The organism is Providencia sp. PROV024 (assembly GCF_032709665.1).
GTDB classification, from domain to species: Bacteria; Pseudomonadota; Gammaproteobacteria; order Enterobacterales; family Enterobacteriaceae; genus Providencia; species Providencia huashanensis.
Genome location: NZ_CP120545.1, coordinates 1464804 through 1478248, shown reverse-complemented (window position 1 = coordinate 1478248; position 13445 = coordinate 1464804). Strand labels below are relative to the sequence as shown.

Sequence of the window (13445 nt, the reverse complement as noted above, 5' to 3'; positions counted from 1 at the left end):
TATGAATGATTAAATTTATCTATTTCTGATCTTCGGTATATATCCCTGCTGATATGATTGCCCCACCAACTTCACGTCGGCCTAGTCCATACAAAAGCGGTACCGGATTACCCTGCGCTGTCGTATTTACTGCGCCTCCAAAAGCATAAGATGGCTTGTTATCAGCATCTTGCCGAACTGATAAACCTCGTGGCTGTGGTGAGAGCATTTGTATAACGCCACCTAGTGCCATGGCTGCACCACCAATAGCTAACCCCCCTCCCCATGTGCCAGCAGCAGTGAATGCTGCAGACAAGCCACCAGAAAAGAAAGCAGCTGCTCCTATCATGGCCACACCTAAAATAGTTTGGAAAAAACCACCGCGCTTACTACCTTTTACTACGGGAGCGATACGAATTTCTTCACAAGTATCAAGGTGCAGCTCATCTTCGGTGATATTGCGCTGACCTTTAAATACGGCAAATTCCAGCCCTTTAAGGTGCGCATTAGCAAGAAACTGCTCAAACCCATCATAAAGTACTGATAATGCTTTTATCGCTTCACGGGGGGAATCAATCGCTAATTTATGCTCTCGCCCAAATAGAGTGCCGAGTTGACCATAAAGACGAATAGTTTTGAGTTCATTCATGCCAGTTCTTTCCTCCGAACAATTTTAACAGTCCGATCCCGCCAATAATCGCTGTAGAGAACAATCCGACTCAGTTGGCCATATAAATGATGAAGCAACATACCATCGACTATTACCCCTGCATGGTTGGGAACATCGGCTTGCACTTGCATAATCACCATGTCACCTTCTTTAGGCTCACCAGTAACGTCGACAAAACCCGCTTTCTGGTAATTATCCATATACAGGTTTTCACCTTCTTCCCACCAGTGGCGATCAACGCTGTAGTTATGCAACTCAATACCGTGTTTTTGTCGGTAGTAGTCCATAATTAAAGACCAGCAATCTGCATGACCCAGCACAAATGGTCGACCTTCCAACTCGCGTTCTACTCGAGGCTGAATGATTCTAATATCCCCTTCTGGCCATGATGCAATCACCCACGGTAGCCCTGTCGCATCACACTGTAATTTATCGATTTCGCTCGGTTGAGTCGTAGCGCCATCCCCGCAATGACTGTGCACAATCGCAATGGCTTCCCCCCAATCTTCAGCAATAGCATAATCTTCGGGTGAAAGTTCAAAATGTTCGTTGGGATTATCGGAAAGGTTACTGCAGGGGAAGTATTTTTTGACTCGGCTTTTTTGGCAAATAACACCACAGGCTTCTTTTGGATATTCAGCTTTCACATGCTCAAATATCTGTTCAGTTAATTTCTTTGTGATCATCGTATTAACCCTGCTGCTGGGAAACCTCCAAAGTCCAAAGGTTCATTCTCACCAAAGCGTTTTTTGCAATCACTAATGAGCCCACCACATTTGTCTAATGCGGGATCATCAACAGGTTCACCTCGCTCATTGAAGTATTTATTCCCCATATAATTACACCCTCTTCCACTGCGATAATCACCTTTCATACACCAGAAGCATAAGCTGTGTATCTGGCGAACGGGTATCATAACTCCCTGTAAATCAAACGGGCTGGATAGCTCAAATTCAACGGATTCTCCAGCGACTTCGCTTGTCTTACGGTCAATGTAATAAACTTGTTTGAAACACTCTTCAGGGTTAGCTGTTGAGTTTCCATCCGTGAAATTTTTAGCATCAAGATAGTGAGCAAAAGTTTCATAAATTGTGACCTTAGCCAGAGCCATATCATCGAATTGCAAACAAAGAGAAGATATGAGCCCATCTATATTTGCAACTCTTAATATCGGTCTCGGCGGGCTTCCATCACTATTTTTAGCCATCCCTTCAATTTCATAAGGCCATGCCCCATACTCATTGCTTTGCCACCAGATAGACTTTGGTTTTATATCATCACCAGCTCCATCTATTTCTTCTGGGGCGTGGGGTAAGTTATAAGCATGAAATCGAAGAATAGGTCCATCAAATTCACTAGCATCAACTTCAATGAGTTGAACTTTATTCCCCGGCTCTAATTTTTGGATATCAGACTCTATATTCATGCGCTAAATGCCTGCTCAAATGTTGCTGCAATCGTAATTGCAAGGCCGCCAATAGGCGTCATTGTGATTGAATCTGCCTTTACTCTATACAGCCCCTTATCACCAAAAGGTGGCGTCCAGATAAATGATTTTGCGGTATGTTGACGAATAAACTTAAATATCGGCATCACCTCATCTTTCATTCCTGTATAGGTAAAGGGCCATGACTGAGACTCGGTGTTAATACCATCACCTGCTACTTGCTTGTATCCGTCTCCAAATGTGATTTCTTTTATCCGGTGATTGAACTCACCTGTTGGCGTCTCCTGCGTTTGCATTCGCCACTTAAATTCTTCAATCATGTTTACTCCATGAAAAAAGGCAGCATGAAGCCGCCATGATCAAATATCAGGGTTTTCAATAAATGAATTTAGGTTAAGGTTAAAGGTTCAGCCCTATGTAACTTACCGAAGGGATGGCTGATTAACTTCGGAGTAAGGATATATATGTCTTACGAGTTAATGAATATTAAGCAGCAACTAAAGGTAATTGAGCATCAGATAAATGTTAATGCTGCAGCGAGTAATTTTGTAATAAAGCATCTAATTGACATAATTTCAGAAAAGCTCCCAAATGAAAATATTACTGAACTGCTAAAAGAAAACCTTGAGCATGATTTAAATAGAATTCGTAGCTCCGGTGTCAGTGATGTAAAAAAAGCAATTAATAACTTGCTGCAAAAACCAGTAAAAGAAGCATTTTCCCCAAAAGACGCTCCTTTTATAAAATAGTTTAATTAGCGGTCACACGGCCGCTTCTTTTGCAACATCAACTATTACTTCTTTTGCCTTCTTAATTGCTTCAGCACGGTAATAATCAATATCTTCACCATCTTTCTTTTCAACTGGCACAGAAATAGTAAAAATTGGCAATAGATTAAAATTACTTGGTGCAACACATACCTGAACATTGATAGCTGAATCAATGTGGGTGAAGTTATTTGCGTTATATTCATACTTCTTACTCATAACTACCTCTCTTAATTGCCTTTAATTGTTCTTGATAGAGCTGACGCTGGATTGCGTAATAGTGTATTAACACCATTCTCTACCATTTGCTGAAATTCTCGTTTTACTGCACCATTACTCATTTGACTTGATGGTGGTTGCTGTTGAGTATTGCCGAAGTTGAAATCCCCCATATTAATGTTGATGTTGGTTCCACCAGCGCCTTGCATTCCATACATCCGCTGAACGGGCTGAGTCACGGACATTGGTTGAGAGCCACCAACATAACCACCCGATGCATAGCCTTTCTTACCTGCATCCATCAAGCGATATAGGTTAGCTTTTCCTAGCTTTGCTGTACTGTCCTTGTCAAATACGAACTCCCCACGATGGACAATTCCGGCAGGGTCGTATTTACCACCATCTCCGGTATATCCTCCAGAATCAAATTTAGCCATCCCGAGGAAGTTGCCTACCGCCGTCCCACCAAATGCTGCTTTCATTGCATTAAGCATCGCCATTTGCATTAGCATCTTAGTGGTCATTTCTAGGAATGAGCGAAAGAAATCTCCAAATTTAGCTTTCCCTGTTATCGCAAAGTCTGCAATGCTATTGCTCATTCCTTGGAATGCTGATTGACTAATTTGAGCTACATTCGCGTAAATGTTTGTTGCTTGGTCTTGGAATTCTGCAAATCCCTTTTTAATTCCAGCCTCCCAATTAGAGCGTAGAGAATCTTCTTTGCTATAATAATCCTCTAGTGCCTTTTTCTCTGATGGTGATTTGGCTTGCTCAAGTGCAATGTCACGTTGGTACATACGGTCAGATTTACCTGCACCCATATACAATGCACGACCTCTAGCATTTATTTCTTCAACTAGTTTAAGTTGCCTATCTAACTCTCGGTTATGTTGCTTCTGAAGTTCGACAGCATCACCAGCGACTGCTAATGCTTTTTGTGATTCAAGAACACTTTCTTTCTTCGACAATAATGCCTGTTCATCTTTGGTAAGCTTACGCGTTGCTTTTGCTTCTTCTAGCACTGATATTTTAGCTTCCATATCCCAAAGTTTTTTACGTTCAGCACTGATTACATCACTAACCGTTTTATGTTCTTTTAGGACCTTTAACTGAGCTTGAAGAGATAACAACGCTTGATTTGCTGATTCGTCAGCTCGGGTGCCATAGTCTGGGCGATAAGTGGAACCTTTATGTGTTTTAGTTTCATGGCGCTTATTTATGACGGAAACAGCAATTTCCCTCTCAGCTTGAGTCCATTTATCAGGTGCCTTAGCAACCTCACGCCATAACCTTGCCAGATCATTAGCTCTTTTACTTTGTTTAGATAATCCCTCTTCAATAATTTTGTTTTTATACTGTATAGATGATATTTGTTTCTCTTCAGACTCTATCTCTTTATTTTTTTGTTGTTGTATTAAATCACCAGCGGAAACACCCGCTTCAATAAGTGTCAATTGCGCTTTCGCTAGAGCTATCCCCTCCATAGCTTTATTTCTCATGTAATCACTGGAGTAGGTGCCATTATCCAATAATGATTGTGTGCGGCTGATTTCTGACTCTAGCCGTTTTGTTAGTTCAGAAGTTGTTCCACTTCTACCAAAACTATGTAAAACATCCCAAATATCACCAATAGCATTTTTGGCAGCCTTAGCCGCTTTCTCTATCCATCCTAAGTTCTCCACTACCTTATCAGCCGCTTGCTTAGAAGCATCTCCGTATAACCTCATTAATTCCATACTAGCTTCCTCCTTAAACCCACGCGACTCAAGGGATGCTATATATTCGTATTGAGAGGATGTCAAAAAATGCATTTTGCTATTCAGCTCATCGGCTGCTTTAGTTGGTGACTCTTTTATTTTCTGAAAACTTTTGATTGTTTCATCTGCAGCTATTCCTACTTTTTCCTGCATTTCAATAGCTGCACTAGTTACTAATTCAAGCTCAGCCCCTTTAAACACTCCTGATCCAACTACCTGAGAAAGCACTTTTGATGAAGAGTATTGGGTTATACCTGATCCTGATAGCTTTTTTGCTAAGTTATCAAGCTGGGATGCGGTTTTCCCTGCATAGCCGCCTGTAAGAATCAATTGTTTATTATACTCACCAAACTCAGTAGAGCCTTTGTAAGCTGCAACTGCTATAGCTGTTAAAGCACCAGCAGTTGCTAACATTGCGATCCTTGCTGGAGTAAAAAAGGTCATAAGCGCTTTTAATGAATTACCTACACCGCCAAAAGAATCTTTTATTTGTCCGCCCTGCTGCACCATGACCAACCAAAGAGGCATTCCTGATGCTAATGATGTAACAATATCGGTCATTTGCATTGGTAGTTGACGCATAGCATTTCGATACTGACCAATAGTTATCGACCCATTAAGGAATGCTTTCTCTTGTTCTTTTAATTTAGCAATCATAGGAGCGGCTTGTTGCGAAACTCCCATTTGTGCTGCTTTTAGCTCTAATATTTCAGTTCTCGTTTTTCCAATGATATCAGCCTGATTTTTTAGAGAGTTAAGGAAATCATCCGCAGCCTGTTTTGCTCTATTTGTCGCTGCCTCTTGAGCTAATAATGCCTGCCCTTCAGCTGTTAGAGACATCTCCACTCGTATTAATTTATCTCTAGTCTGCTCGATTATCTTGTTGTATGTTGCAAGCTCGTCGCTGAGGTAAAGTCCTTTTTTGCCAGCAATAGCTAATTTTGCCTGCCACTCGTCTAATTTTTGAAACGCTTTGTTAGTCGGGTTTATAGAATCTAGCAAGTCATCAAAGTCTTTCCTTTGCCTCTTTACCGCATCAGATATTTTCTTTTGGTGACTAACGCCCTTACTCATTTGTTCATTTAAATTTTCTGCGGAGCTGTTAACCTTTTCAGCAGTACTTCCGAACTCTTTTAGTTTCTGCGTTCCGCGCTCTAAATCTGAGGTATCAGCCTTGAGCGAAATCGTTGCAATATCTGTCATTTACCTTTCTCCGGACGAAAAAAAACCACCTACGTACGGGTGGTTTTACTATTCTTATTTAGTTTAGATATCAGTAGTTCTTGTACATGGATATAGCAGAATCATATTTAGCTCTCTCTTGACCGCCATTTCCAGTGTTGTTTTTTACATAAGCTTCCCATTCGCTGTATGCTGATATTAAATACCCTTTTTCTGTCTGGTCTTTTGTTAGTTCTTTTCTTTTCTCAAACAACGGCTGGGATAACGCTAGTATTTTATTTTTTTGTTTTTTTGTACAGCTGATTATGCCTGATGTTGCTTCTTTGGCATCAGCATCATTCATTGTTCCCAATCTTACAGTGCGTAACTTGATACTCTCTACTGCATTAACTGAAGATGCTGAATCGGCAAATGAATTCAATTGATTAACAAAATTAGCTTTTGTATTATCGCTATAGTTTTGATCGAGCTCTGGCTCTGAACATTCAATTAAAGAAAGTTTTGTTTTATTGCTTCTTTGGTTTTGCTCTTCCACCATTTGAGCGCATCCGCTCAATAGGCCAGCAACAACCAATCCCAACAATATCTTTTTCATCCCTTACCTCTGTGTCATGTTAATTTAATTTATGATAGCCCGAGGTTAGCGCAAAACAAAGCAAAAGACCTCAGTTAAGAGGCATATTGTTTGAGAGGCATTAAAAACCGAATTAATTGTATCCGCTGTGAGTTTCTTGAAGTAGTTCGTTTTTATAGTTAGATAGGACTTTTAGAGTAGTTGCAGTACTTTTTATATCAGCGTCACCAATTGCTGCTAGGATAGTTAGCTTCACCAACCAAACTGATGGAAGAAGCACAACTCTGTTCATTAGCAAAAAAACACAGGTAGCTTGGAACGCTGTTCTTTTATTAGCGTCATTGAACGCATGTGCTTTAGCGATGCTAATTAAGTACGCACTTGCAATTGTAAATAAATCCGCATTCTCACTATCGTATTGAATTAGTGTATCTACTCGCCCTAACGCTCCTCCTAATCTATCCATGTGTGGATCCCCGCTATTCGGCAGTGTTCGCTTTTGAATCTTAATCACTTCATCAATCGTTAGGAGTCGAATGCCAGCCATTATTTATCTTCCAATTCTCTAATGATTTTTGCATAGTTTATTTTTGTAAATGCTAATGCGTCATCAAAACTATAGTCACGGCCCTCTACTTTACTAAAGAAGCTATCACCATAATCATGGTCGCTAAAACTCAAATCCACACCAATATCTTCATGTGTAATATCACAATAATTATCACACTTTTTGTCTTTGTCGCCCATAATCCACCTCATTGAACACCCTAAAGCAATGTGTACATATAAAATAAATGTACATGGATAATAACACATCCACAAGTTTGTTGGTGAGTTACAAGCCCATCCTTGGGCTATGTGTGACTAGAATTGCTCTAACAAAGATAATTCTTTTAGTGATAAAGAATGAAAATGAGATTCAGCCATATCTGCCAATACTGGAAGCAACGCATCCGAACGAGCATGTGCATCAGGGGTAATAATTGCTAGAATTTGGTAATAGTCATCGTACATGCAGTGCTTACAAAACACCAAGAAGTTATCGCTCACTCTAACAGCCTGTCGAGTTTCGCCATCCCAAGGTTTTTCATTTGGCGTTCTTATATGAACCTTTTCAATGAATGACTGACGCGCTATGGCACTATTCCTAAAATCAGCAAATTTACCTACATACCCAGAGAGAGATGCCCCATTAAGAGCTGCTGACAGCTTAGCCGCATACTTCCGATAAACACTGTTATCTTTATATCTGGGCGTGATTGTGACTATTGGCATTGCAAATTACCTGCAAGCAGATCTTGATTAAACTCAGCAACTGAGGAATTAAATAATGCTATATCCTCTACGCTAAATTCATCCTCATCTGCTATTGCGGGTAACGGATTGATATGTTGATTAAATTGCCTATATATAGTTTGTGTGTGGTTTCTAAGTGCAGACATTTTAAGAATAACTTCTTTAAAATAACCATCAGCTATATTTTCAAACGGGTGAAAGGCCTTAGTAGCTTTAGCAATGCTATACATTGCTTCAACCATAATAACCGCATTATTACCATACTGAATCACCCGTTCCAACTCATGCATTACGTCTTCCGGGTTATTACCTGCATGTTTTTTTATGTCATCTTTTGTTGGGTCATCAAGTAAAGCTATTACTTCATCGATTGAAGCCACAAGGGTTGTTAGCACAGTCTTACCACCAACAATTAAATCCATAATTTCATCTGGCGATACTTCACCTTTTGCCTTTTTATCGACAATGGTAGCTATAGACATAGCCAAATTAGCCAAGCCTGAATCCACATCTTTTTTGTCTGTTGGATTTGATAGCATTGCCATCATGATAGCCTCTGAAATCATAGTTTATTGCCTTTATTGATATAAATATGCATATAAAGTATACATCATTTCTAACTAAAGTGTATCCCCTTACCCAGCCCAAGGACGGGCTATCTACAGCAATCTTACTTAATTAAGCTAACTCTTATTTTATTACTTATAACTCACCCTATTATTATTCTTTATCTCTAACTCTCTTACAGCGAGGCCTTAGCCATGGGCGTATCAATTTATTATTCAGCAACTAGGAACTCCCTATTAACAACCACCGAAAAAGACTCATTTAACGATCTGGTAAATAAATTAAATCAATCCTTTCCATACAAAGATGAAGCTGAAACACTAAATTTTTATGAAGAGCCGTCTCAGGGGTTTATTTTAGAAGGCTCGACGAAACTGCCTTTAGAAGATGAAACTATATTAATGGAATCAATTGAGTATTGGCTCGAAGCACTTTCGCAGTTAACTTTATCGCTACCTTCAGCCGATTGGATTGTAAATATTGAAGACAGCCCTGCCAGTTGGGTCAATGATCGCTGGGTAATGCAATGAAATTAGCCCAAGGACGGGCTAGATTTATATTTGTTTATTTTTCAATGCTTTTTTGTACTTTTTTATTATTTTCAGAGCCCACTTATAGTGCGAAGAAGTTGCGGATACCGCATAATTCACTAAGTTTGTCGTTCCTGTCCAGTTAAAGTATCTTTTGGTAAATAACTCTTCATTTGACAACTGATTAATCAATTCCAAACATTGTCCATGTGTAATCGCAAGTAAATTTTTAGCTGAATCTAATGATGTGCTTTGGTGTTTTTCCCAAAATTCAATGTTCATTTCAGGGTAATTCCCCCAAGTATATGGCCTAGGTAAAAATGGAATAAAATCACCATCCATATTGGAGTTGGCCCATTTAATAAATAGGTTATGCCACTCATGAAGATGAGTCAAACAATCACGAATTTGACGGTCTCTCTCCTCAAAAGGAAAGATCCCTTTTTGCTCTTCTAGTGAGAGCGAATCGATTACACTCATCAATTCGTTATATTTTTTTTCAGCTAATTCTAACAATGCATCTTTAGTTAATGGTCTAGACATACCCCACCCCCATATATTTAACTAAAACTATCCTAGCTCATTAGGGATTCATTGGATATGATTACCACAAAATTCAGGCAATAAAAAACCCACCGGAGTGGGTGGGTTTTATTCAGGTGCTTTTTGTGTGACTCTAAATAAAGGAACCTCAAATAACGGAAGCAGTAGTCCAGGTATCCCAGCTCTAGTTGTAAGCCCCATAACATGCTCTCTCAAGTATGGATAAATAATAAATGGCGCATTGTGCTCAGCCCAGTGATCAATCTTATCCATCGGAAAATTATCGACATCAACCTCGAAAGTTCCGTGAAGCTCGACCGATAAGTTAATTGGGCTCTCATGATCAGCGGTCTGATCTTCATTTATTCCAATGGTCGCCCTCATCTTGACTTGAATGATATCTTCATCCTCATCAAAATCAGTTGTTCCAACTTCAAGGCCGAACTTTCCACGATATTCATCATGCTCATCAAAAGCAGAACTATTGTTTACCTTGATGTACAACTCTGAAACATGTAAAGCTGCTATCTGAATAGGATGCTTTTTAAACTTTGCCATACCTTATACTCTTATGCTGCCATTGCATATTGTTCGTCATTTGCCGGTTCGCCTTGGTAAGACCAACGTGACATATGAAGATATGCAAGAGCTACTGCATCAAAGTCAACCATATATTTAGCTGAGTTATCTCTCAGGAATGTGGAGATTATAATTTCATTTTCTTTCGATGTCTCAATCTTACAAAAATGATTGATTAGATTGTAAACATCACCACCTTTATGTGTTTTAAGCTCTTTAACAAATTCAATTGAATCCATGGCGAATAGTTCTTCGAAAACAGAATCAATTGCTTGTTCCATGGTCAGTTTCATTTTATATCCTCCGTCAATGCGGGAAACATAGTTATGCAGCTCATATTCTTAACTATGTGGGCGAACGGCTCTCCCAAAAATGGAAGTAGCTCATCTTTCATTTTTTTTGGCGCAGCTACTGTCGCCAACACAACATCAATAGGATGCTTAGAAGAAAGTCGACTTATAAACATATCATGAGCAAGAGACATAGCTTCGTCATTCGATATGACTTCTCCTTTTTTTTGAGCATCCTCAATGTGCGATTCTACTAATTTTCTGATGGTGGCTCGATATTTTGGCTCCGTGAGCTTTAAAAGATTTTCTTGTTCACACCCTATTTTTGCCCAAATAACTTGACCTTGTTTATTTTCATCGGACTTATACTCCCCGCGTCTTTCTGCATACTTATACCAAGATCTAGCTAAATTTCTAGCATCTTCGCATCCGCACTCATCGGCATACCAAAAATATACACCCTTACCTCGACGACCAAATGCACTTTCTCGGAAACCATTTCTTGATATTGAATCCACTCTACTTTTACTTGTTCCATGGCTTCCAATGCTTCTATACATTACGTAACCCTAAACTTTCAGAAATCAATAAAGCCTTAACATTTCAATGCATTATAAGGAACAATGGAACATTTATAGACTCATTCCTCATCAAATGTAAGCTCTATTACTAATTAGTATAAGCATAATATATTCTATAAGTAAGAAATTAGCAAAAACTGTTTAATTCATATCAATGTCACTGCAATGTAGAGTATCTGCCTGATTTATCGATGGTTATTTCTCCGCAAACCATCACCACTTCAATGCAATGGAAAGCTTATAATGGCACACCATAATATCGGCTTATATATATGATAACAATAAGTTTCATGTAAAGTAAGATGCTATCTGCGATGATTGATTAAATCAACATGCCATTTTTGGTGAGTTATTTATTAATATAATTAACCTCTAATCACGGGCAATTCATCGAAATTTGTTGTGTACGCAGGTGACAGCATTTCGCGCTTCATCTGATACCCACTATCGCCACCTTTCACAGCAAACCAGACTTTGCCCAGCCCACTATTGTTTATCATGTCTAATGTTTTCATCAGTTCATCACTATTCTTAAATGGCTTCTGAGTCGAGAACATGTCGAACTGAGTAATATCTGAATCTGTGAAGTCGGACAACATTATCCCTGCCTTGTAGTACCGATAACCGTCTCGCCATATGGAATCCAATCCACGCATGGCAGCATTGATGATGTCCCGCGTGTCGCTGCTATGGTATTCAAGCTTGATGCTCGCACTATTGGCGTAATCTTCACCTGATGCATGTCGGCTAGTTTGGATAAACATGCCAATGATTCGGCATCGCTGCTTTTCTTCGCGTAGCTTCTCTGCTGCACGTTCTGCGTAATCACAAACGGCCTTGCGCATAGTTTCTATATCTAAAACTTTCTTACCGAACGAGCGTGAGCATAATATTTGTTGTTTAACTTTTCTGACTTCTTCAAGTTCAATGCAGGACTCGCCATTCAGTTCTCGGAGCGTCCTTTCTAGTGTCACACCAAACGTTTTACGTATTGTGGGCACTGATGCGCTGGCTAAGTCCAAAGCGGTATAAATACCCATCACCCGTAATTTTGCTGAGATTCTACGACCAATGCCCCACACTTCCTCAATTGGAATAAGTGACAATAACTTTCTTTGTCTACTTCTATCAGATAGTTCGACAACACCACCCGTTTTCTTCCACGTTTTAGCGGCATGATTAGCAATCTTAGCCAGCGTTTTAGTTGGTCCGATACCCACACCGACAGGCAAATGCGTTCGCTGCAATATCGTTGATTGAATTTCTCGCCCATACTCTTCTAGATTAAATGTATGGACCATGCCCGTGAAATCAAGAAATGCTTCATCAATCGAATATATCTCTAGGCGTGGGGCATACATTGATAACAACGACATCACTCTGTTGCTCATGTCAGCGTATAACGCATAGTTAGAACTAAATATGTTAATGTTATTCTGTCTGTAATAATTTCGCCGTTCATAGTAGAGCTCACCCATTTTTACACCGAGCTTTTTGGCTTCAGAAGAACGAGCTATCACACAACCATCATTGTTGCTCAGTACAATAACTGGCTTTCCTGCTAAGTCTGGCCTAAACACTTTCTCGCAGCTTGCATAAAACGAATTAACATCAACTAAGGCAAACATTACTGAGCCTTGTGAATAATGAACGTTACGACACCAAATATCTGCAAATCCTGCGCATCTCCGATGATTATCGGCTGAAAGTCAGGATTCATCGGCATCAACATGGGCGGATGAGACTTCAGTCTCTTTACTGTGAATTCACCATCAACACAAGCAATCACAATATCACCGTCTTTAGCTGAAAGCGCACTATCAACAATAACAACGTCTCCATCGTTAATATTTGCATCAATCATCGAGTTACCTTCAACACGCAACATATACGTACTATCAGGATGCTTAATCAGCGTGCTATTAAGGTTTATTCGTTCTTCCATATAATCAGCTGCAGGTGACGGAAACCCCGCAGGCACACGGTCTAGGAAAAGCGGAATATTGATAATTGACTCGGAATCGATAAGTTCTAGCTTCATGATGCACCAAAATATAACTGTATTTATATACAGTATATTCCAAGGCTTTTAGTTGTAAAGATCATTTTCACCCATCAACAAACTACTGTGTATATACAATAATACCCACTTGGTACGTTTTGATTGATGGCTTTAACCCTATTTTTTATGCATCAACTCTAAAGCTTTTGACTCCATCAGTTGGATGTCTTTAAATACGGCCGCTTTATTTTTGATGTTGAGTAAATCCATAACCTGAATTAATGGCATGTAATCTAACCCTGTAACACCATTCATGCCTGTGCGCCACTGAGTGCTCATTGCTGAAAATACTCGATAGGAATCCCACACATCAGGCCAAACCTCAACATCATCAATATCAGGCGGAAAACCGAAAGCTCGCTCAAAGTCAGCAGCCTCTTTGTTGTTCATTCCACCATACAT

20 protein-coding genes are annotated in these 13445 nt (G+C 39.6%); 2 read left to right on the top strand and 18 right to left on the bottom strand.

Features of this window, described 5'->3' with window-relative positions; translation table 11 throughout:
* Positions 1-19: 19 nt before the first annotated feature.
* Genes P3L56_RS06875 through P3L56_RS06860 form a run of 4 tightly spaced genes read right to left on the bottom strand, consistent with a single transcriptional unit; the run spans position 20 to position 2416 of the window.
* The gene (locus P3L56_RS06875; RefSeq protein WP_272686117.1) at positions 20-628 is read right to left on the bottom strand and encodes a tail assembly protein; all 609 of its coding nucleotides are present in this window, start codon (positions 626-628) and stop codon (positions 20-22) included.
* Positions 625-1335 (bottom strand): C40 family peptidase, encoded by a 711-nt coding sequence (locus tag P3L56_RS06870; RefSeq protein WP_272686118.1) that lies wholly within the window; start codon positions 1333-1335, stop codon positions 625-627. The genes P3L56_RS06875 and P3L56_RS06870 overlap by 4 nt, the downstream gene beginning before the upstream one ends.
* Positions 1332-2075 (bottom strand): phage minor tail protein L, encoded by a 744-nt coding sequence (locus P3L56_RS06865; RefSeq protein ID WP_272686119.1) that lies wholly within the window; start codon positions 2073-2075, stop codon positions 1332-1334. The genes P3L56_RS06870 and P3L56_RS06865 overlap by 4 nt, the downstream gene beginning before the upstream one ends.
* Entirely contained in the window at positions 2072-2416 is a 345-nt protein-coding gene (locus P3L56_RS06860; protein WP_272686120.1) for a phage tail protein, read from the bottom strand. Before P3L56_RS06860 ends, P3L56_RS06865 begins: the two co-directional genes overlap by 4 nt.
* Before the next feature lie 144 nt (positions 2417-2560).
* Here P3L56_RS06860 and P3L56_RS06855 point away from each other — a divergent pair, with 144 nt between their 5' ends.
* Positions 2561-2845: a hypothetical protein gene (locus tag P3L56_RS06855; RefSeq protein WP_272686121.1), complete on the top strand. Its 285-nt coding sequence runs from the start codon at positions 2561-2563 to the stop codon at positions 2843-2845.
* Positions 2846-2857: 12 nt separating this feature from the next.
* Here P3L56_RS06855 and P3L56_RS06850 read toward each other — a convergent pair whose 3' ends face one another.
* From P3L56_RS06850 to P3L56_RS06820, 7 genes are all read right to left on the bottom strand, one after another.
* Positions 2858-3082 (bottom strand): DUF1327 domain-containing protein, encoded by a 225-nt coding sequence (locus P3L56_RS06850; protein WP_272686122.1) that lies wholly within the window; start codon positions 3080-3082, stop codon positions 2858-2860.
* 11 nt (positions 3083-3093) lie between these two features.
* Positions 3094-6042, bottom strand: coding sequence for a phage tail tape measure protein (locus P3L56_RS06845; protein ID WP_272686123.1), 2949 nt, complete (start codon positions 6040-6042; stop codon positions 3094-3096).
* A gap of 70 nt (positions 6043-6112) precedes the next feature.
* Complete coding sequence (locus tag P3L56_RS06840; RefSeq protein WP_272686124.1) at positions 6113-6616, bottom strand: hypothetical protein; 504 nt, start codon at positions 6614-6616, stop codon at positions 6113-6115.
* 112 nt (positions 6617-6728) lie between these two features.
* Positions 6729-7142 (bottom strand): type II toxin-antitoxin system death-on-curing family toxin, encoded by a 414-nt coding sequence (locus P3L56_RS06835; protein WP_272686125.1) that lies wholly within the window; start codon positions 7140-7142, stop codon positions 6729-6731.
* Positions 7142-7342, bottom strand: a complete 201-nt coding sequence (locus tag P3L56_RS06830; RefSeq protein ID WP_272686126.1) for a hypothetical protein — start codon at positions 7340-7342, stop codon at positions 7142-7144. Before P3L56_RS06830 ends, P3L56_RS06835 begins: the two co-directional genes overlap by 1 nt.
* 117 nt (positions 7343-7459) lie before the next feature.
* Positions 7460-7870, bottom strand: coding sequence for a type II toxin-antitoxin system YafO family toxin (locus P3L56_RS06825; protein WP_272686127.1), 411 nt, complete (start codon positions 7868-7870; stop codon positions 7460-7462).
* Positions 7861-8457: a hypothetical protein gene (locus P3L56_RS06820; protein ID WP_206226881.1), complete on the bottom strand. Its 597-nt coding sequence runs from the start codon at positions 8455-8457 to the stop codon at positions 7861-7863. The genes P3L56_RS06825 and P3L56_RS06820 overlap by 10 nt, the downstream gene beginning before the upstream one ends.
* Before the next feature lie 195 nt (positions 8458-8652).
* On the opposite strand from P3L56_RS06820, the gene P3L56_RS06815 reads away from it, so the two are divergent.
* On the top strand, positions 8653-8988 hold the full coding sequence (locus P3L56_RS06815; RefSeq protein ID WP_206226880.1) for a hypothetical protein: 336 nt from the start codon (positions 8653-8655) through the stop codon (positions 8986-8988).
* Between the two features lie 24 nt (positions 8989-9012).
* On the opposite strand, the gene P3L56_RS06810 is transcribed toward P3L56_RS06815, so the two are convergent.
* From P3L56_RS06810 to P3L56_RS06780, 7 genes are all read right to left on the bottom strand, one after another.
* Positions 9013-9531 (bottom strand): ClbS/DfsB family four-helix bundle protein, encoded by a 519-nt coding sequence (locus tag P3L56_RS06810; protein ID WP_210854958.1) that lies wholly within the window; start codon positions 9529-9531, stop codon positions 9013-9015.
* Positions 9532-9639: 108 nt separating this feature from the next.
* Positions 9640-10089 carry a protein-export chaperone SecB gene (locus tag P3L56_RS06805; RefSeq protein ID WP_196993065.1) on the bottom strand — a complete coding sequence of 150 codons (450 nt, stop codon included), beginning with the start codon at positions 10087-10089 and terminating at the stop codon, positions 9640-9642.
* An 11-nt stretch (positions 10090-10100) separates the two neighbouring features.
* Positions 10101-10403: a hypothetical protein gene (locus P3L56_RS06800; RefSeq protein WP_272524274.1), complete on the bottom strand. Its 303-nt coding sequence runs from the start codon at positions 10401-10403 to the stop codon at positions 10101-10103.
* Positions 10400-10960, bottom strand: a complete 561-nt coding sequence (locus P3L56_RS06795) for a hypothetical protein (protein ID WP_272524275.1) — start codon at positions 10958-10960, stop codon at positions 10400-10402. Before P3L56_RS06795 ends, P3L56_RS06800 begins: the two co-directional genes overlap by 4 nt.
* Before the next feature lie 386 nt (positions 10961-11346).
* Positions 11347-12609 (bottom strand): translesion error-prone DNA polymerase V subunit UmuC, encoded by a 1263-nt coding sequence (gene umuC / locus P3L56_RS06790; RefSeq protein WP_272686128.1) that lies wholly within the window; start codon positions 12607-12609, stop codon positions 11347-11349.
* Positions 12609-13022, bottom strand: coding sequence for a translesion error-prone DNA polymerase V autoproteolytic subunit (gene umuD, locus P3L56_RS06785; protein ID WP_272524277.1), 414 nt, complete (start codon positions 13020-13022; stop codon positions 12609-12611). Before umuD ends, umuC begins: the two co-directional genes overlap by 1 nt.
* A gap of 138 nt (positions 13023-13160) precedes the next feature.
* A complete protein-coding gene (locus P3L56_RS06780) occupies positions 13161-13445 on the bottom strand; it encodes a DUF1799 domain-containing protein (RefSeq protein ID WP_410480078.1) in 285 nt (94 codons plus the stop codon).